Origin of the sequence: Variovorax sp. NFACC27, assembly GCF_048301545.1 — a bacterium.
In the GTDB taxonomy this organism is placed as follows: Bacteria; Pseudomonadota; Gammaproteobacteria; order Burkholderiales; family Burkholderiaceae_C; genus Variovorax; species Variovorax gossypii.
The window spans coordinates 3,940,012-3,957,657 of the sequence record NZ_CP157613.1 but is presented as its reverse complement, the minus strand read 5'-3'; the positions used below and the strand labels follow the sequence as shown (position 1 = coordinate 3,957,657).

Annotated in this window: 18 protein-coding genes; 2 read left to right on the top strand and 16 right to left on the bottom strand. The window is 67.3% G+C overall.

The genetic code is table 11. From position 1 onward, the window contains the following. Window positions 1-162: 162 nt before the first annotated feature. Window positions 163-1,845: a sensor histidine kinase gene (locus tag ABL840_RS18555; protein ID WP_093307140.1), complete on the top strand. Its 1,683-nt coding sequence runs from the start codon at window positions 163-165 to the stop codon at window positions 1,843-1,845. A 64-nt stretch (window positions 1,846-1,909) separates the two neighbouring features. Next, entirely contained in the window at window positions 1,910-2,596 is a 687-nt protein-coding gene (locus ABL840_RS18550; protein WP_093195165.1) for a response regulator, read from the top strand. Between the two features lie 75 nt (window positions 2,597-2,671). Here ABL840_RS18550 and ABL840_RS18545 read toward each other — a convergent pair whose 3' ends face one another. The 16 genes from ABL840_RS18545 to ABL840_RS18470 form a co-directional block, all read right to left on the bottom strand. After that, a complete protein-coding gene (locus ABL840_RS18545; RefSeq protein ID WP_093195166.1) occupies window positions 2,672-3,586 on the bottom strand; it encodes a type II secretion system F family protein in 915 nt (304 codons plus the stop codon). Window positions 3,587-3,597: 11 nt separating this feature from the next. Then, on the bottom strand, window positions 3,598-4,590 hold the full coding sequence (locus tag ABL840_RS18540) for a type II secretion system F family protein (protein ID WP_093307139.1): 993 nt from the start codon (window positions 4,588-4,590) through the stop codon (window positions 3,598-3,600). Window positions 4,591-4,624: 34 nt separating this feature from the next. Beyond that, a complete protein-coding gene (locus ABL840_RS18535; protein WP_093195168.1) occupies window positions 4,625-5,995 on the bottom strand; it encodes a CpaF family protein in 1,371 nt (456 codons plus the stop codon). 42 nt (window positions 5,996-6,037) lie between these two features. Further along, entirely contained in the window at window positions 6,038-7,189 is a 1,152-nt protein-coding gene (locus ABL840_RS18530; protein ID WP_093195169.1) for an AAA family ATPase, read from the bottom strand. Between the two features lie 22 nt (window positions 7,190-7,211). After that, window positions 7,212-7,643 (bottom strand): TadE/TadG family type IV pilus assembly protein, encoded by a 432-nt coding sequence (locus ABL840_RS18525; RefSeq protein ID WP_093195170.1) that lies wholly within the window; start codon window positions 7,641-7,643, stop codon window positions 7,212-7,214. Continuing rightward, the gene (locus ABL840_RS18520; RefSeq protein ID WP_093307138.1) at window positions 7,640-8,098 is read right to left on the bottom strand and encodes a TadE/TadG family type IV pilus assembly protein; all 459 of its coding nucleotides are present in this window, start codon (window positions 8,096-8,098) and stop codon (window positions 7,640-7,642) included. The genes ABL840_RS18525 and ABL840_RS18520 overlap by 4 nt, the downstream gene beginning before the upstream one ends. A gap of 16 nt (window positions 8,099-8,114) precedes the next feature. Beyond that, the gene (locus ABL840_RS18515) at window positions 8,115-9,386 is read right to left on the bottom strand and encodes a pilus assembly protein TadG-related protein (protein WP_093307137.1); all 1,272 of its coding nucleotides are present in this window, start codon (window positions 9,384-9,386) and stop codon (window positions 8,115-8,117) included. A 42-nt stretch (window positions 9,387-9,428) separates the two neighbouring features. Next, entirely contained in the window at window positions 9,429-9,605 is a 177-nt protein-coding gene (locus ABL840_RS18510; RefSeq protein ID WP_093195173.1) for a Flp family type IVb pilin, read from the bottom strand. Between the two features lie 95 nt (window positions 9,606-9,700). Beyond that, entirely contained in the window at window positions 9,701-9,910 is a 210-nt protein-coding gene (locus ABL840_RS18505) for a Flp family type IVb pilin (protein ID WP_093195174.1), read from the bottom strand. Window positions 9,911-10,059: 149 nt separating this feature from the next. Continuing rightward, complete coding sequence (locus ABL840_RS18500; protein ID WP_093307136.1) at window positions 10,060-10,356, bottom strand: hypothetical protein; 297 nt, start codon at window positions 10,354-10,356, stop codon at window positions 10,060-10,062. Between the two features lie 11 nt (window positions 10,357-10,367). Further along, window positions 10,368-11,861, bottom strand: coding sequence for a type II and III secretion system protein family protein (locus ABL840_RS18495; protein WP_371287125.1), 1,494 nt, complete (start codon window positions 11,859-11,861; stop codon window positions 10,368-10,370). A 91-nt stretch (window positions 11,862-11,952) separates the two neighbouring features. Continuing rightward, the gene (gene cpaB, locus ABL840_RS18490) at window positions 11,953-12,795 is read right to left on the bottom strand and encodes a Flp pilus assembly protein CpaB (RefSeq protein ID WP_093307135.1); all 843 of its coding nucleotides are present in this window, start codon (window positions 12,793-12,795) and stop codon (window positions 11,953-11,955) included. A gap of 33 nt (window positions 12,796-12,828) precedes the next feature. Continuing rightward, entirely contained in the window at window positions 12,829-13,413 is a 585-nt protein-coding gene (locus tag ABL840_RS18485) for an A24 family peptidase (RefSeq protein WP_093307134.1), read from the bottom strand. Between the two features lie 16 nt (window positions 13,414-13,429). After that, the gene (locus ABL840_RS18480) at window positions 13,430-13,576 is read right to left on the bottom strand and encodes a hypothetical protein (protein WP_170217031.1); all 147 of its coding nucleotides are present in this window, start codon (window positions 13,574-13,576) and stop codon (window positions 13,430-13,432) included. 246 nt (window positions 13,577-13,822) lie between these two features. Continuing rightward, the gene (locus tag ABL840_RS18475) at window positions 13,823-16,465 is read right to left on the bottom strand and encodes an AAA family ATPase (protein WP_418116326.1); all 2,643 of its coding nucleotides are present in this window, start codon (window positions 16,463-16,465) and stop codon (window positions 13,823-13,825) included. Beyond that, complete coding sequence (locus ABL840_RS18470; RefSeq protein WP_093307132.1) at window positions 16,462-17,592, bottom strand: metallophosphoesterase family protein; 1,131 nt, start codon at window positions 17,590-17,592, stop codon at window positions 16,462-16,464. The genes ABL840_RS18475 and ABL840_RS18470 overlap by 4 nt, the downstream gene beginning before the upstream one ends. Window positions 17,593-17,646 lie beyond the last annotated feature (54 nt).

The following is a 17,646-nucleotide window of genomic DNA, read 5'->3' as shown; positions in this document are numbered from 1 at the left end:
TCGCCCCCATTGTTTTCGACTACCAAAGTAGTAATGTGAAACCTTCACATACGTTGCTTTCAGGTGCGAAGAAAGTATTCCAAAATGACACCGTCGAGCCGCCCCTCCCACCTCCGCCTGGTCGGCCTGGCGTGACACGCCTCATGCCAAGGAATCTTCCCCATGCTGGCCCGCTCCACTGCCCCCGACGTCGACGCGAGTGTCGGCGCGGATGCGCTCATGGTGGCTCGCATGCGGCTGGTGCTGTCGGTTTCGGCACTGCTGGCCGTTGTCGTTGACGCCGGGGAGTACCGCCAGCAGATCCAGAGCGCCGTCTGGCTGGCCTTTTCAGGGTACGTCCTGCACAGCCTGCTGGTCTATGCGTGCACGCGCATGGGCCGCCCGTACTTCCGGGGCAAGGTCATCCACTGGTCCGACGTGCTGTGGTTCACGCTGATCATCTTCGTGACCGACGGCGTACAGAGCCTCTTCTTCCTCTTCTACTTCTTCGCGATCCTCACCTCCTCGTTCCGCTGGGGTTTCGAGGAAGGCGCCCGGGTCACGGTCGCCTCGGTCGCCTCGTTCGCCGCCTGCGGCCTTGCCACCAGCACCGGTGACGAAGCACCGCAACTGCTGATGCGCAGCACCTTCCTGCTTGCGCTGGGGCACATGATCGTGCACTGGGGCGGCTCGAAGCTCAGCCTGCAACGGCGCCTGGCCCTGCTTGGCGACGTCAGCCAGCTGTCGAACCCGCGCTTCGGCGCCGGCCGCACAATCGCCCGCACGATGGAGAAGACGCTGGCTTTCTTCAGGGCGAGCCACTGCATCCTGCTCACGCGAGACACCTCCACCGGCAACTGGACCCTGCGTACGCTGCGCAAGGACGACACCTGCGAGCACGTCAGCGTGGAGACGATCGGCCGCATCGCCGAGTCCCCGCTGATGACGCTGCCGGCCGACTGCACCGTGCTCAGCAATCACCTGCCCTGGCCCCTGAGCCAGCTCTACGCCCAGAGCCATGCCTTCGAAGCCGGTGAGGACGGCTGGCGTCCGGAGGACGAGGACGGCGCCCAGCGTTGCGAGGCCATCGCAGACATGCTCGAAGCCCGCGCCTTCATCAGCGCCCCGCTGCCGATGCGGCTGGGAGAGGGCCGGGTCTTCGTGTCTTCGCGCGACGGACTCTTCAACAAGTCCGACGCCCTGTTCCTCTCGCACCTCATGGAGCAGATCTTCCCGACCATCGAGACCATCGAGGTGCTCGACCGGATGGCCTCCGAGGCCGCTTCGGCCGAACGCCTGAAGTTCGCGCTCGACCTGCACGACACGGCGGTGCAGCCGTACATCGGCCTGCGCATGGGCCTGTGCGCGCTGCGCAGGAAGGCGGCCGCCGACAACCCTCTGAGCGAAGACCTCGACAAGCTCGCGAGCGTGGCCGAGGGCGTCATCGCCGACCTGCGCCGCTATGCCGGCGAGGTCCGGCAAGGCGCGAACAACTCCTGCGGCCTGGTGCTGCCCCAGTTGCACCGCCAGGCTGCGCGGATCAAGGGGCTCTACGGCATCGACATCGCCGTGGCCGTCGACGGCCCGCTCCAGCTGGACGACCGGGTGAGCGCGGAAGTCCTGCAGATGGTCGGCGAAGGCCTCAACAACATCTGCAAGCACACCCAGGCACGCCACGGCAGCGTCCACATCGCCTGCAGGAACGGGCGGCTGCAGCTGAGCATCGAGAACGAGGCCTGCGAGGAGAGCTTCACGCAGTTCCGTCCCCATTCCATCACCGAACGCGCCACGGCCCTCGGCGGGCGCGCGCAGGTCCGCCAGTGCGAGAGCGGCGGCACCGCGGTGCTGGTCGAGATTCCCATCTGAGAAAAAACAGCATCCCCGTGCAGCAAGCACTGCATTGACGAAAAGACAAGTCAAGGAGCCCACCATGCAACCAGTTGCTCATCCCATCGGCGTCCTGCTCGTGGACGACCACCAGACCATGCTGTGGGGCCTGTCCAGGCTGATCGATGGCGAGCATCCGCGCATGAAGGTGGTGGGCACGGCCCGTTGCTGCGAGGACGCGGTGGCGACGTCGGAAAGCCTCGCGCCCGACGTCATCGTGCTCGACCTGGACCTGGACGGCCATTGCGCCCTCGACATCCTGCCGAAGCTCGTGTCGAACGAGGTGTCTCGCGTCGTGGTGCTCACCGCGGAGCGCGAGCAGCGCACGCTCGACCTCGCGGTGCTGCACGGCGCACGCGGCGTGATGCGCAAGGACGCCCCGGCCCAGCAGGTGATCGACTCCATCGAGCGCGTCTACAACGGCGAACTCTGCGTCGACGCCCAGTCCATCGGCCGCGTCTTCTACGAGCTCACGGCGGTGAAGAAGCCGCAGAAGGCCGATCCCGAAGCCTCCAGGCGAGCGAGCCTGACGCAGAAGGAACGCGAGATCATCAACACCGTCGTCGCCGGCAGTGGCGCCTCCAACAAGGCACTGGCCGCGAAGCTCTTCGTCACCGAGCACACGCTGCGCAACCACCTCACCTCGATCTACCAGAAGCTCGGTGTTTCGAACCGTCTCGAGCTGTACATCTACGCGGTGAAGCATCAGCTCGACGCCGTGCAGCATTGAAACGAAAACGCCGCGCCGGATGCCGGCGCGGCGTGATGAATCCGGAAAGCGCCCCGAAAGGCGCTCAGTTCCTGCTCAAGTCCCGCTCAGCATCGGCATGATCATCCGCACCACGCGGATCGCCGCAGGCGTGAGGATGACCAGCGAGATGCACGGGAAGATGCACAGCACCAGCGGCACCAGCATCTTGGTCGGCACCTTTGCGGCCAGTTCCTCGGCGCGCACATGGCGCTTGTGGCGCAGGTCGTCGGAGAAAACCCGCAGCGACTCGCCGATGCTCGTGCCGAAGCGGTCCGCCTGGGTCAGCATGGTCGCGAAGGTTCCGATCTCTTCCACGCCCGTGCGCAGTGCCAGGTTGCGCAGCGACTTCTCGCGCGTGCCGCCGGCGCGCATCTCCAGGTTGGTCCAGTGCAGTTCCTGCGCCAGCGCCCTGCTCTTCACCTGGATTTCGTCCGTGACCTTGACCAGCCCGGCATCCAGGCCGAGCCCGGCCTCGACGCACACCAGCATCAGGTCGGCGGCATCGGGAAAGTTCTCGAAGATCTCGCGCCGGCGCGCGCGGATGAGCAGGCGCAGCACCAGGTTGGGCAGGTAGCAGCCGGCGAGCGCCGCCAGCGCGAGCAGCAGCATCAGCACCGTGCCGTCGTCCGCCGTTCCGGTTGCCCGCAGCCCGACGAAGGCGAGCGCGGCAAAGCCCAGCGGCAGCAGCGTCTTCATGCCGAAGTAGACGAGATAGGCGTCCGGATAGCGGATGCCCGCGTTCAGGAAGCGCACGCGCAGCGGCGACAGCTCGGCGTCGTTGGTGGGCGAGGACAGCTGCGCGAAGGGACCGACGAGCTTGACGGCGGTCTCGGTCCAGGCCGACTTGCCCGCCGGCCCCGCCATCGCCTGCAGGCGCTGCTCGGTACGCGTGGGAGATAGCCACACCGCCAGGCCGATGATCGCCAGCGACACGGTCAGGAAGACGAGGATGGGAAACAGCATGGTCATGACTTTCTCCTTCAGACGCGGATCTTCACGATCTTGCGCAGCAGCACGATGCCGATGAGCATCACCACCAGCATGTACTTGAGCACCGTCTGGCCGATCGGGTCAGTCCACAGCGGTGCCATGAATTCGGGATTGAAGATGTTCACCAGCGCCGCGAGGGCGAACGGCATCAGGCTCAGGATCCAGGCCGACAGCCGCCCCTCGGACGACAGCACCCGCACCCGCGCGAGCAGCTTGAGCCTGTCGCGGATCAGCCGGCTGAGGTTGGTCAGCACCTCCGTCAGGTTGCCGCCCGAATCGCGCTGGATCAGCACCGACACCACGAAGTAGCGCAGGTCGGTGAGCGGCACGCGCTCGCTGAGATTGGTCAGGGCCTGCTGCAGCGAGACACCGAAGTTCACCTCGTCGGCGACCATGCGGAACTCGCTGGCGATCGGCTCGGCCATTTCCTCGCCGATCATCTGCACGCCGCTGGCGAACGAATGCCCCGCGCGCAGGGCCCGCGTCACCAGGTCCAGCGCCTCGGGCAGCTGCTTTTCCATGCGAGTCAGCCGCCGGCTGCGCTGGCGCTGCAGGTAGATCGCGGGAAGCATCGCCGCGCAGCCGCCGGCCACGAGCGCGAACAGCAGCGACTCGCGCACGACCAGCATCAGCACGAAGAACACGAACACGCCCAGCACGCAGGAAACCAGCAGGAAGCTGGAAACCGTCCAGTCCAGGCCCGCCTGCAGGATGAAGCGATCCAGCCGGTGCGCCCGCGGCAGCGTCAGCAGCATGCGCTGCATCCACGGCACCTCGCTGAGCATGCGCTCCTTGACCAGGTGGGCCTGCGGCGTGTGGTCGGTCGCTGCCGAGAACGCCTGCAGCCGCTTTTCGATCTTGCGCGCCTCGGGCCCCTTGTAGGAGCGCCACAGCATGTAGAGGCCCTCGAGCATGAGCAGCACGGTCACGAACACCAGCACGGTGACGGTGATGAGGGTATTGCCCCCAAGGTTGTTGAGCATGGCGGCCTCCTGTTGGCTCTATGGTTGTTCCTGGTTATTCGTAGTGCTTGTCGGGGTCGAAGATCGTGTCGGGCAGGTCCACGCCGTAGGCATGCAGCCGCTCCGCGAACTTCGGCCTGACACCTGTCGCGTGGAAATACCCGCGCACCTGGCCGTCGGGCCCCATGCCGGTCTGGCGGAAGCTGAAGATCTCCTGCATGGTGACTACCTCGCCTTCCATGCCGGTGATCTCCTGGATGCTGGTGACCTTGCGCCGCCCGTCCACCAGCCGCAGCACCTGCACGACCACGGTAATGGCCGATGCGATCTGCTGGCGCACCGTGCGGTGCGGCAGGTTCAGGTTGGCCATGCCGATCATGTTCTCCAGCCGTGCCAGCGCGTCGCGCGGCGTATTGGCGTGGATGGTGGTGAGCGAGCCCTCATGGCCGGTGTTCATGGCCTGCAGCATGTCGACAGCCTCGGCGCCGCGCACTTCGCCGATCACGATGCGGTCGGGCCGCATGCGCAGCGCGTTGCGCACCAGCGCGCGCTGCGTGATCTCGCCCTTGCCCTCGATGTTCATCGGCCGCGTCTCCATGCGCGCCACGTGCGGCTGTTGCAGCTGGAGCTCCGCCGCGTCCTCGATGGTGATGATGCGTTCGGTCGGCGGAATGAAGCCCGAGAGGATGTTCAGCAGCGTGGTCTTGCCGGCGCCCGTGCCGCCGGAGATGAGCATGTTGACCTTCGCCTGGGACAGGCCCTCGAGCATTTGCGCCATCTGCGGCGTCAGCGTCTTGAGCTCGTTCACGAGGTTCTCCATGCGCAGCGGGATCTTCGCGAAACGCCGGATCGACATCATCGGCCCGTCCAGTGCCACCGGCGCGATGACCGCGTTGACGCGCGATCCGTCTGGCAGCCGAGCGTCGACCATCGGGCTCGACTCGTCGATGCGACGCCCCACCAGCGAGACGATCTTGTCGATGATGCGCAGCAGGTGCTTCTCGTCGGTGAAGCTGACGTTGGTCAGCTCCAGCCGGCCCCGGCGCTCCACGTAGATCTTCTCGTGCGAGTTGACCAGGATGTCCGAGACCGACGGGTCCGCCATCAGCAGCTCGATCGGCCCGAAGCCGAGCATCTCGTGCTGGATGTCGCGGATGAGCGTGCGCCGCTCGATGTCGTTGAGCGCCTCGGGCTCCTCCTGCAGCAGCCGCGTGGTCATGGTGGAGATTTCCTGGCGCAGCACGTCGGGTTTCAGCGTCTCGAGCGCCGCGAGGTCGAAGCGCTCGAGCAGCTTCAGGTGCATGCGCTCCTTCAGCAACTTGTAGGTATCCGAGGCGAAGGGCGACACGGGCTGCTCTACGGCCGGCCCTCCCGGGCGCGTGTCGATGTCGGCTTCGATGGCATTGAGCTGTTCTCTGAATGACATGGGGAACCTGCCTTGCTGTTGAATGGGGTGATCGATGCCTGCTTACGCGCGGCGGAACAGCCGCCCGATGAAGCCGGGTGCCGCCTCCTGACGCGGGCTGAGCGCGTGGGCGATGTCGGCGAGCTTCCTGGCGAGCGCACTGCCGCGCGACATTTCCGCCAGCGGCACACCGCGGTTGATGGAAGCATCCACGTCCTTGCCGCCGTCGGGCACGATCGTGAGCGACGCGCCCACCAGCGAGCGGCGCATGTCCGAAAGGCCGATCTCGCCGCCACCGGCGCTGCGGTTCACCAGCAGCTCGACCTTGGCGGGCGGATAGCCCAGCGACTTGAACACCTGCATCAGCCGCGTCACGTTGCGGATGTGGGGCAGGCTCGGCTGCAGCACGGGGAAGATGCGATCGGCGCGGTCCAGCACGCGGATCGAGAGCGTGTCGATGCGCGGGCCGAGGTCGAATATCACGAAGTCGTACACGCCCAGCGCAACCTGCAGGATCGCGTCGATGTGCTCGGCCTTCACGTCCATCGCGCGGGAAAGATCCTCCGGCGCCGGAAGAATGCTGAAGCCCGGCGACACCGCCACCACGCTCGCCGCGAGCAGCGAGGCGTCGAGGCGGCCGATGTCACGGGCAACGTCCGCCATCGTGGAGCTCGGCCGAAGGTCGCTCACGTACGACAGCGCGTCGCCGAACTGCAGGTTCAGGTCGATCAGCAGCACCGAGCGCTCCCTGGAGAGCTGGTAGGCGATGTTTGTCGCGAGAAAGGTCGAGCCGCTGCCACCCTTGCACGGCATGAAGGCCACCACCTGCCCGGGGGCGCGCGCCTGGGCCCCGGCCATCTTGAGCGCGATGCGCTCGACGGCGGCTTCCAGCGCCGTGGTGTCCGCGGGCGACGGCAGTACCTCGCGAACTCCCGCGCGCATTGCGTGGATCAGGAATTCCGGCGTCTGCATCGCGCAGAGAAGCACCACCGCGATCGCCGGGTGTCGCAGCGTGAGCTTCTCGATCAGCGCCAGCTCCTGGAGGTCGCAGCACATGCCGTCGACCAGCACGAGGTCGGGCGAGGCTTTCTCGACGGCCCACTGCATCCGGCTCTTGCCGCCCTCGAAGAGCGACACGGTGTGCGAGCGCGCCTCCAGCACCTTGCGCATGTCCTGCAGGTGGTTGGGGTTGGGAGAGATGATGGCGATCTTCATGGTGTGTCCGTTGCGTTGATGGCTAGGAGCAGATGGCCGCGCTGTTCGGGTCCTTGCGCATGACCTCGCGTGGCAGGTAGGTGGAGAAGCCCGGCATCGGGATCAGCGGAGCGGTCGCGCTCGCGATCGGCGAGATCCACTGGTAGTTGAGCCCGGTGATGCTGACGGTGACGCCCTGGCAGGTGGCGGCGGTGCAGCCCGAGGGCGCCCATGCCACCGACACGGTGCTGATCTGCGGCAGCAGCGCCTTCATGCGCGCGAGCACGAGCGCCTGCTGGGCGGTGTCGTCGCACACCACCGCGTACCTGGCCCCGGCGCGCGTCGCCTCCTGGGCCGCATTCCATGTGAACAGCATGCGGGCGAAGTCCACGATGCCCAGCAGGAACATGAGGAAGATGATCAGCCCGAGCGCGAACTCGACCGTGGTCGCGCCGGTGGTGCGGTTTCTTCTCATGATGGCGCCCTCATGCTGGCGGTGATGTCGCTGAAGACGATGTTGCCGCTGGAGTTGGCGAAGACCACGCCGATCACCGAGGGAAACAGCGAATGGAAGGTGTAGCCGGTGACGCGCACCGTCACCGTGGTGATGATCGGATTCGCGCCGGCCGACTGCCAGGTGCAGCAGCTTCCGGCCGGCACGTTCGACAGGCTCAGCCCGCGCGCCACCGGCGATCCGGTGCCGGCCGTGTTGCCGTACACGATCAGGTTCTGCGCCTCGGTGATGTGAGTGCCCTGCGTCTGCACCGACAGGTAGCGCACCGCGTCGCGCGTCGACTTGACCACCGCGTTGTACTCGTACATCGCGCGGCCGAATTCCGTGGTGATGAAGGTCAGCAACAGCAGCAGCGGAATGATCAGCGCCAGTTCGACCAGCGCTACGCCTTGCTGTACGCGACGAGATGGCTTCATGGCGTGCCTCCTGTCCTTATCTCACCAGGACCGGAACCAGCGGCCCGGCCGATCCGCCCGCGAGCCCGCTGGTGGTGCAGGGGCTGCCGGTGGCACCGGCGTTGCCGAGGAACTCGAGCTGCACGTCGGTCATCGGGATGCTCAGCGGCTGCAGCATCAGCATGCAGAGGTAGTCGATCACGTGGTTGCCGCCATCGATGACCGGCACTGTCACGAAGCGGCGGTCGAGGCCGTACTGCATGTGGCCCCCGGCGACATTGCCCGGGTTGGCCAGCTTCTGGAAACTGTTGAGCGACAGCCCGGTGATCGATTCGCAGCTGTTCGCACCCTTCACCTTCGTGCCGGTGTCGGCGCACGACGCGAAGGAGGCCCGCTTGGTCACGAAGTTCTGTGCGCTGGCGGGTGCTCCGGCGCCTGGCGTGCCGTTGTAGGCATTGAACTGCGCAGGCCAGTTGAGCGAGGTGTAGGCATAGCCGGTGTAGTCGGGCCGCCCCACGCTCGGATCGCCGCTGTTCTTGTAGATGCCGAAGCGCTGGTTCCAGACATCGGCCACCGAGGTCTGCACACCAGGAGTGCCGATGGTGTCGCCGACCCTGGCGCCGCAGCGGCCGTTGAGTTCGGCTTCGGTCTCCGAGGCGCTGTTGCTGCCGTCGAGGTTGGCCCAGCCGATCTGGCCACCCGCGGCTGCGTTCTGCGCCATGATGAGCGTCACCCATTCGCCGGTCACGAAACCGTAGTTCGGCGCGGTACCGCCCGCCTTGGGCTTCGCCGCGACCGGAATGGGGCACGCGGTCTGCGCGCTGGCGCGAGTGGCGACCGCTCTCGCGGTGACGCTGCGCGTGGCGGGGTTGCCGGCGGTATCGCCCGAGAAGGCGCCCATCGCCTTCATGAGCCAGATGTTGATGTTGGGTTGCGTGTGCACGCACTGGGCATAGCGCGCCAGGGCGGGCGTCGTGGTGACGGCGTACGAGGCGTCGCGGAAGGTGATGTCGGTCGCGACGATCTGGCCCTGTCCGCTCCAGGTGCTCGACTGCATGTTCACGCGGTTCGCATTGCCTGCGGTCTGGCCCGCGCTAGTTGCACGGGTGATCGCCGTACCCTGCCCGTCGAGCTCACGCGCGGCGGACAGGGCGCAGCTGTCGACAGCTGTCTGCAGCTCGGTCTTGACCACGAACAGGTGCCCGAAGTCCAGGGCGATGCCCATGAACCCCATCAGGAACAAAAGGATCAGCGCGGCTGTGACGATCATCGCGCCGCGCTGGCGGCGGGGAGAACGGCGTACATGCATGATCGGCTCCTGTGCAACAGAGGTGGTCCGGCAGACGCGGGCTCAGGTGCAGCTCGTGCCACCGAGGCAGGTGGCGACGCGGGAGATGAACGAGCTGAAGCTGTTGCCCGTCGTGAGCACCTGCAGCGCGATCACCAGCGCGATGGAAACGACGGCGATGATCAGTGCGTACTCGACGACCTGGGCACCGCTTTCGTCTTTCAGAAATGACTTGAACATGGGTTGCTCCTTTTTTCCGTATGGCGAGGAATGCGAACGCGACGACTGGCGGGCAATGGGCCGGGCCCGAAGGCCCGGTCCGCCCGGCCGGCCACTCACGTGCAGGTCGTCGTGGTGAGGCAGTTGGTCACGCGGGTGATGAAGCTCGAGAAGCCGCCACCGTTGTTGGTGAGCGCCTTCAGCGCAACGACCAGGGCGATCGAGACGACCGCGATGATCAGCGCGTACTCGACGACCTGGGCGCCCTCTTCTTCGCGCAGGAAGCCTTGGGTCGATTGGCCGATGGCCTTGAGAAAGTTTTTCATGGTTCGTTCCTTTCAAGGTTTGAACGGTTGGAAATCAGGTTCGAGAAAACATGAGTGAGGGAAGAAAGTTCGTTTCGATTCGTGTCACTCTCCTTTCCGCGTGAGTCCCGAGGAAGCGGGCCTGGCTAATGCAATGTGTGGTGCGTGCATCACTTCGAGTTGCCGGCGCTCTGTCCGCCGATCTGTCCACCGATGTTGATGACGTTGACCGCCGGCGGCGGCGTCTTGTACGACTCCTGGTACTGGTGCATCGCCTCGCGCGAGGCGCGACCGTCCATGCCGGTGACGGGGTCGCCGTTCTTGCCGGCGTTCGGGTTGATCGTCATCTTCTTCTTGGCGTCGCGCACCGCGTCGCCGAAGCGCGCGTCGTAGTTGGGCGTGACGGTCGAGCAGCTGGCGCCGAGAAGGCAGACGAGCGCGACGGTGGTCGATCTGATGATGAACATGACGGTGCTCCTCACGGGGTTTCGCTGGCGGGGGCGGCCGGGGCCGGGGTGGAGCTCTCGAGGGCTCCGTTGAGATAGACCTCGGCGCGGCTGGGAACGACATGGTTGTCCGTCGGCACCCTCGGCGATTCGGCAAGCGGCTTCACCAGGCGCGGCGTGATGACGAACATCAGCTCGGTCTGCTCGTTCTGGAATTCGGTGCTTCGGAACAGCGCTCCCATCACCGGCACTTCGCCCAGGCCCGGATAGCGCTTGATCGTCTCGTTCACGTTGCTCTTGATGAGCCCTGCGATGACGAAGCTCTGTCCGTCGTTGAGCTGCACGGTTGTGTCGGCGCGCCGCACCGTCAGTGAGGGCAGCACGGCGGTGACGCCCGAGACGGTGGTGAAGGGAGAACCGGTCTGCGTCAGGTCCGACACCTCGGACACCAGCTTGAGGTTGACCCGGTCGCCATTGAGCACGGTCGGAGTGAACTTGACCCCGATGCCGAACTCCTTCTCTTCCAGCGTGATGTTCGTCCCGCCGCCGCCGGCGGCGTTCTGCGCCACCGGAATGAAGATCTTGCCGCCCGACAGGAAGCTGGCCTGCTGCCCGCTGATGGCCATGATGTTGGGCTCCGCAAGGATGCGCACCAGGCCGTCGTCCTTCTGGCCGTCGATGGTCAGCGAGGTGCGCCCGATGCGCAGCGCCTGCGCCAGGCCGGCGCCGGTGCTCAGGAAATTGGAGATCAGCGAGTAGTTGTTCAGTCCGCCGTTGCCGGTGCGCGCAATGCCGACGCGCGAACCCAGCCGGTCGAGCAGCGTCTTGCTGACCTCGGCGATCTTCACCTCGAGCATCACCTGCTGCGGCGTTGCGACGCGCAGCAGGTTCACCACCTTCTTGCCGTCGGCGCCGTAGGCCGAGGCCAGGTTCATCACGTCGTCGAGCTTGAGCGCGTCGCTGATCTCGCCGGTGAGAACGATGGACTTCTCGGCACTGCGAACGCGGATGCGGCGCTCGTCGGGCATCAGCTCGGCCAGCTTGGCCTGCAGCGCCAGCGGATCGATGGTGACGATCACGTCCTTGATGTAGCAGGTGCCGTCGGCGCTTTGCAGCACCACGTTCATCGAGCCTGCCTGGCGGCCGCGGAAGAACAGGTCGGTCGGGCTCAGCAGCGTCACGTCGACGTCCGCGATGCCGTCTCCGGCGTTGGCGTTCGCGGCCTGGGCCGGCGGGGGCTGCATGCCCGCCGGCACGGCGGCTGCCGCAGCGGCTGGCACGGCAGCCCGGGCCGGCGGCTGGCCGCTGACCACGATGCGCACAACGCGCGCCTTCAGTGGAATGACGACCGACTTGCCCAGCACCGCCTGTGTAGGCTGGTCGTCGGGAATGATGGCCGTGCAGCGGCGGCTGCTGCCCGGCCCGGTGTTGCCGGACGCAGCCGCGGCGGCGGCTGACGTCGAGGCGACTGCTGCCGTGGGCATGGCGCCCGTGGCGGCGGCGGTTGCCGCGACCTCCGCGGCCATGGCGGGAGTCGCCGCGGTCGCGATGGTCGCCAGCAGGCTGGCGAGTTTTGTGGAGATATGGCGCACTTGGTGTTCCTCCTGTCGTTTGGGGTCAGAAGCAGGTGAGCGAACTGCCCGAGTGCTGGATGACCTCCACGCACTGGGAAGCCGGCTGAGCGGCGGGGCCTGCGTGACGAACACGCGGGCGGGCGGGAGTCGGCGCTGCGGCGGTGGAGACCTGCACGATCTCCTTCGCGCCGAAGAGTTGGCCCTTGGTGATGCCGTCGGTGGCGACGGTGGTCTTGTCCATCTGGTTGCGAAGCACCAGCGACAGGGTTCCTACGCTGCGGGCCAGGTCGAGCTTTTCGGAGTCCTCGAGCGAGAGCTCGAGCGTGACGGCGCTCACGACCTTGGGCTTGGTATCGTCGCGGTTGGCTTCCTGCGCCACCGCCAGCACCAGCACCTTCTCGAGCACGGTCTTGCTGATCTGCAGCGCTTCTTCGCCGCGGCCCTTGTCCTGCTGGGCGTTGACCATCACGTCGACGTAGTTGCCCGGCAGCGCGAAGCCTGCGACGCCGACCACGTCGTTGACGCGCACCGTCATGGCCCGTTTGCCGCTGGCGATCACCGCCGAGAGCCCGCCCTGCGTGCCCACCGGTGCCAGCTTGCCCTCCATGAGCGCCTCGCCGCGCAGCACGCCGACTTTCACGACGCGGTCCTGCAGCGCCTTGATCTCGCCGAACGAGCCGTTCGGCACCGAGCCGCTGGGCCAGTCGACCGTGGTGAGCATCTGCGCGTTGACGCGGCTGCCCAGTTCGATGTCGACCGCCGCCACCACGACCTTGTTGGACGCGATGCCGCCTTGCCTGGAGATCCAGCCGGCCGCGTAGACGGCTGCCGCCAGGCCCGTAAGCAGGGCCAGAAGGATCAGCCCGATCGCCTTGATGTTCTTCATGTGAACCTCCGTCGCAGGTAAGAGATGAGAGGGCTAGACGTAGCCCAGCTGGTGCGCGAGCACTTCGATCGCCGTGCCCGCTGCGATGCAGATGCCGTAGGGCAGCTTCCCCACGGACTGGCTGGCATCGATGCGCCCCGAGGGGCGAATTCCGGCGATGCTGGAGAACATCACGCCCTGTGCGGCGTCCTTGACGTTGGCCAGCATGTGTCCGACGCGGCGGCGGTGGATGGCGAAGCCCATGGCCGCCACGCCGCCCGCAATGAATGTGAAGAGCACGGCCATCAGCGTCTGCTCGGGCCCGATGAAGGCGCCCGACATCGCCATCAGCTTGACGTCGCCTGCCCCCATGACCCCGATGACGTAGAACGGCACCATCGCCGCGAAGCCGACGCCCAGTCCGCCGAAGGCGCTCGCCGCCCCGGCCATGGGCGTACGCGCGGCCAGCGTGCCGTAGACCAGCGCGAAGAGCGCGCCGCCGAAGGTCAGCCAGTTGGGAATACGGTAGAAGCGCCAGTCGCTGACCGCGGCCACGGCGAGCAGCGCGAGCAGCGCGACGGTGCGAACGTCGGTGACCAGCATCGCCAGCAGTTCGAGAACGGCGTCGAGTTCCTGCATGATGGGCTCCACGGGTTCAGGCGCTGCGCCGGATGGCGAGCAGCAGCAGGAGGCACACGACCATCACCAGCGCTCCGATCAGCGCGAACTCCATGAACGACATTCCTGCGTCTTCGCGCAGAAGGTTCATGAAGGTCGTCGGCAGCAGTGCGAGCGGTTCCATGCAAATCCCCCGGTTGTCGTTGCCGGCCTGGAGCACCTGTTGCCCGGCATGGGCAGAGGCGTTGGGCCTTGGGGGTGACTGTAGGAATCGCGGCGTTTCCGCACATGAGCGGAGCGCCCCTTTTTGAGGGAGTCAAATCCCCCGTGGGCGCGGGCTTGCGGGCATGACAAAGCACCCGGAACGCGGCGTGACAAGCGGCCGATGGCCGAATGGCCTATCGCCGCCTGCCGTGCCGCAGGAGGGAGTTCAGGGAATGCTGCGCGCGACCACGCCGAGATCGCGCCATGCCTCGGGGTGGCAGCTGAAGATCAGTATCTGGTGGCGGGCCGCCGCGTCGTACAGCACCCGCTTCATCTGCCGCAGGCGCTCCTCGTCGGTGTTCACCAGTGCGTCGTCGAGGATGAGCAGGGTCGGCTTGCGCGCTTCTCTCAGCAGGTCCGCGTAGGCCAGCCGGGCGACGACGCCCATCTGCTCGCGAGCGCCCACGCTGAGCTCTTCGAAGGCGCCGCTCTGGGCGCCGCGCAGCCCTTGCCGCGTGATGCGGCCCGGCGAGAGATCTTCTCCAACCTCCACCTGCGCGCCGGGGAAAAGAATCTGCAGGTAGTGGTCGAGATGCTTCTGCAGCGGCGCGCGCAGGCGCTGCGCCAATGCCGAGCGCTTCTCGCGCAGCAGCTTCAGCAGATGGTCGAGCGCCCTCGCCCGCCGTTCGAGTTCCGCGCAGCGCCGCGTGGCGTGCTCGAGCTCGCGCTGCGTCTCCGAGGCTGCCTCCTCCTGGCCCAGGGCGCCCCGGGCCTCGAGTTCGGCTTCCAGCCGCGTGATCTCGGTGGCACGCTGGTTGTGCGCGGCTTCGGCCTGCCTGATGCTGCGGTCCAGCCGTTCCACGTCCTGCGCGAGCACCGGCAGGTTGATGGTCTGCAGTCGTTGGGCCAGCTCGGCCACCTTGTCCTGGATGGCCGACTGCTGCGCAAGCGCGTCGGTCAGTGCGCCGCCGGCTTCCGTCTTCCTGCCGGCCCGTGCGGGGTCGTCCAGCGTGGCCTTGACCGCCGCGAGTTCGTCCTGGGCGGCCTTGACCTGTTCGCGTGCGTTCCCGGCCGCCACCTTCGCGTCGTTGAGCGCGGCGGAGGCCGTTTCCAGCGCGGCGCGCGCGGCGACCTCCTGCGACTCGGCCTGCGCGCTCGAGAGCGACGCCGCATCGCTCGCGGGTGCGGGCGGCATGTCCTGCAGCACCTTCCTGGCTTCCGCGAGCCGGGCCTCGCGCGTCGCCATGTCCGCGGCGAGCGCGCCCAGCCCCTTGGGCGCCAGCGCAGCCAGCACGGCTTCGGCCGCGGCGGCTTCGCTCTTGCGCAGAGCCTCCTGCCGCACGCGCTCCTCGACGGCAGCGACGCTTTCCGCGCGCAGGCCCTGGAGCAGCGCAGCGAGTTCGTCGCGTGCCTGGTCACGTTCGATGGCGAGGCTTTCGAGATCCGCGCCGCCCGGCAACACGGTGATGCGGCCTACGCCTTCGATCTCGATGTCGGTTCGCGCGATGACGGTCCGCCGCGTCGAGCCGGACAGTTCCTCGCCGGCCACGCACACTCCGGCCGATGGCTGAAGTTCGAACTCCAGGGCCGTAGCCACTGCGTCCAACCTGGCTTGCGCCGTGCGGAGCGCGTCCGCGCAATGCCGCAATCGCCTGAGTTCGCCGTCCGGCACTGCGAGCGCCTGCGCCTCGGCCTGCAGGCGCGTGACCTTCTCCTGTTCGGCCTTCGCCTTCTCGTGGCTCTGCGAGAGAACGGCGAACTGCTCGGCCAGGCCCTCGACGGTTTTCTCCTGCGCAACGCGTGATGCGGCCTGCCGTGCCAGGCGAAGGGCTTCACGCGCCGCGGCATCGGCCTTCGCCGCCGCCGCATGACGGGGTTCCCAAGCCTGGAGTTCGCCGATCGCCCTGGCGAGACCTTCCTGCGTCGCCTGCAGGTTCTTCTCCCGCTGGCCGAGCGTCGCTTCCTCGCGCTCCATCGCCTGGAGCTGGGTGCGCCATGAGCTCACCTGTGCGCCGATCTGCTTCAGCGCGGCCTCCTGCGCGGTCTTCTTCTGGTCCAGTCCCTTGGCCTCGTCCAGCCGCTGCTGCGCGACGACCAGCTGCTCGCGCAATGCCGTCCATGGCTTGGCCGCCTCGTCGCGCTGGTGATCGCGGCGCAGGCCGGAAAGGCGGTCCACGCCGGAGCGGTAGGACTCGACGTCGGCAAGCAGTTCTTCCAGCCTCTCTTCGAGTTCCCCCCGCAGCTTGTTGGCGTCCGCGTAGGCACCGCGCGGCGTGCCGGTGGAGGGTGTGAGCAACTCGTTGCGCTCGGCCTCCACTGCCTTCAGCACCGCGTCGCCGTTGCTGGCGGCCAGTTCGCCCAGCGACTCGCCGAGCGCGTTGCGCAGGTGGTCGCTGGCGAAGCCCACCGCGCTGGCGATGTCGTGTGAAGTGCCCTGCCTGATCCACAGCAGGCCCGGAATGCCCATGTGCTCGGGCGTGCTGGCGCCCTTGCCCGGAAAGCGGAAGCCCAGCAGCGCCGCCAGGTGGTCTTCGGCCACCGCGCCGTCCATCGGCCTGCCGTCGATCACCAGCTCGCAGCGCTTCTTGCCGAGGAAGGCCTTGGTGAGCCGGCAGGGCTTGCCGTCGAGTTCGAAATCGACTTCCACCATGGGCGTGGCCGAGCTCTCGCCCCATGGCCGCAGATGCTCGACGGCGCTCGATCGGTGCCGCTCGAAGAAGGCGGCGCGGATCGCCTCGGCGACGGTGGACTTGCCCGATTCGTTGGGGGCCGCGAAGAGGTTCAGCCCGTCCGTGAGGCCGTCGATCTCGAACGGCGCGCGAAACAGCTTGAAGTTCTCGATGCGAAGCCGCTGCAGCTTCATGCTCATGCGCCGGCTCCCGCGTACGAGGAGCTCTGCTGCGCGCCGAGGATGCGCGCCAGCGTGAGCAGCGCGTCGCGGGCCAGTTCCGCGTCTGTGTCGCCCTGTTGCTCGCGCAGTGCCTGCAGCGCCTCGCCCACGAAGCCGTCGGCGTGCAGCGCCTGGATGTCCTCCTCGGTCGGTTCCAGCCGCAGCGCCTCGCCTTCCCACACCAGCGCCCGGGCCCGGGCGCGGGCCGCATCGAGTGCGGCGCCCAGCCGGTTATGGCCGGCGAGGTCGCAGGTGCCCTGGGCGCGCAGCTGCAGCACGTCGCCGCTGCCGATCTGCTCGAGCTTTCGCACCAGTTCGTCGATGTCGGAGGGCACAGCGAGCCGCGGTTCCCATTGCTGCCAGTCGAACTGGCCGACGCGCACGGGCTCGACCGCCGGCACCGCGCCTGCGCCGTCGATGGCGACGAGCAGCGCCTGGCCCGAATCGTTGGCGCGGAAGCGATCGGTCTCGGGCGTGCCCGCGTACCAGGTGCGATCGTCGATCTGCCGCGTGCCGTGCCAGTCGCCGAGCGCGAGGTAGTCGAGCCGGGCCTGTGCCGCGCGACCGGCGGCGATGGGGTTGGCCGAGTCGATGTCTTCCGACAGGATGCCCTGCACGCAGCCATGCGCCAGTCCGATGCGGGGCAGGCCCTCCTCGTCCGGTTCGGCGGCGAACCAGTCGGTGAGGTCGCCATAGGTGTGGCGCTGCGTGAGGGGCGCGGGCAACAGCGTGAACTTGCCCGCCACCTTGTGGGGCCTGGGCTCCAGGCAGCAGACGATGTTCGGCGCGACGGCGCCCAGCCGCTGCGCGCGGCTCCAGACGGATTCGCTCAGTGCCGAGTCGTGATTGCCCGGGATCAGCAGCCAGGGCCCCGCGAAGCCCTGCATGGCGTTGAACATGCGCCGGATGGTCTTGTCCGACACGGTCTGCAGGTCGAACACGTCGCCCGCGACCAGCACTGCGTCGACCTTGCGTTCGGCCGCGATGGCGGCCAGCCGTTCCACCGCCTTGAAGCGCGCCTCGAACAGCGCGGCGGCATCGTCGGGTTCGAATTGGGAGAAAACGCGGCCGATCTGCCAGTCCGCGGTGTGGAGCAAAGAAATCATGCGTCGTGGCCCCCTTTGCCTACCGCGTCTGCATACGTCATTCCAGAAGAGTGC

Bases quoted from the DNA above. Each gene is read 5' to 3' on its own strand.
- ABL840_RS18555 (WP_093307140.1), top strand. From the start codon at position 163: ATGCTGGCCCGCTCCACTGCCCCCGACGTCGACGCGAGTGTCGGCGCG.
- ABL840_RS18550 (WP_093195165.1), top strand. From the start codon at position 1,910: ATGCAACCAGTTGCTCATCCCATCGGCGTCCTGCTCGTGGACGACCAC.
- ABL840_RS18545 (WP_093195166.1), bottom strand. From the start codon at position 3,586: ATGACCATGCTGTTTCCCATCCTCGTCTTCCTGACCGTGTCGCTGGCG.
- ABL840_RS18540 (WP_093307139.1), bottom strand. From the start codon at position 4,590: ATGCTCAACAACCTTGGGGGCAATACCCTCATCACCGTCACCGTGCTG.
- ABL840_RS18535 (WP_093195168.1), bottom strand. From the start codon at position 5,995: ATGTCATTCAGAGAACAGCTCAATGCCATCGAAGCCGACATCGACACG.
- ABL840_RS18530 (WP_093195169.1), bottom strand. From the start codon at position 7,189: ATGAAGATCGCCATCATCTCTCCCAACCCCAACCACCTGCAGGACATG.
- ABL840_RS18525 (WP_093195170.1), bottom strand. From the start codon at position 7,643: ATGAGAAGAAACCGCACCACCGGCGCGACCACGGTCGAGTTCGCGCTC.
- ABL840_RS18520 (WP_093307138.1), bottom strand. From the start codon at position 8,098: ATGAAGCCATCTCGTCGCGTACAGCAAGGCGTAGCGCTGGTCGAACTG.
- ABL840_RS18515 (WP_093307137.1), bottom strand. From the start codon at position 9,386: ATGCATGTACGCCGTTCTCCCCGCCGCCAGCGCGGCGCGATGATCGTC.
- ABL840_RS18510 (WP_093195173.1), bottom strand. From the start codon at position 9,605: ATGTTCAAGTCATTTCTGAAAGACGAAAGCGGTGCCCAGGTCGTCGAG.
- ABL840_RS18505 (WP_093195174.1), bottom strand. From the start codon at position 9,910: ATGAAAAACTTTCTCAAGGCCATCGGCCAATCGACCCAAGGCTTCCTG.
- ABL840_RS18500 (WP_093307136.1), bottom strand. From the start codon at position 10,356: ATGTTCATCATCAGATCGACCACCGTCGCGCTCGTCTGCCTTCTCGGC.
- ABL840_RS18495 (WP_371287125.1), bottom strand. From the start codon at position 11,861: ATGGCCGCGGAGGTCGCGGCAACCGCCGCCGCCACGGGCGCCATGCCC.
- cpaB (WP_093307135.1), bottom strand. From the start codon at position 12,795: ATGAAGAACATCAAGGCGATCGGGCTGATCCTTCTGGCCCTGCTTACG.
- ABL840_RS18485 (WP_093307134.1), bottom strand. From the start codon at position 13,413: ATGCAGGAACTCGACGCCGTTCTCGAACTGCTGGCGATGCTGGTCACC.
- ABL840_RS18480 (WP_170217031.1), bottom strand. From the start codon at position 13,576: ATGGAACCGCTCGCACTGCTGCCGACGACCTTCATGAACCTTCTGCGC.
- ABL840_RS18475 (WP_418116326.1), bottom strand. From the start codon at position 16,465: ATGAGCATGAAGCTGCAGCGGCTTCGCATCGAGAACTTCAAGCTGTTT.
- ABL840_RS18470 (WP_093307132.1), bottom strand. From the start codon at position 17,592: ATGATTTCTTTGCTCCACACCGCGGACTGGCAGATCGGCCGCGTTTTC.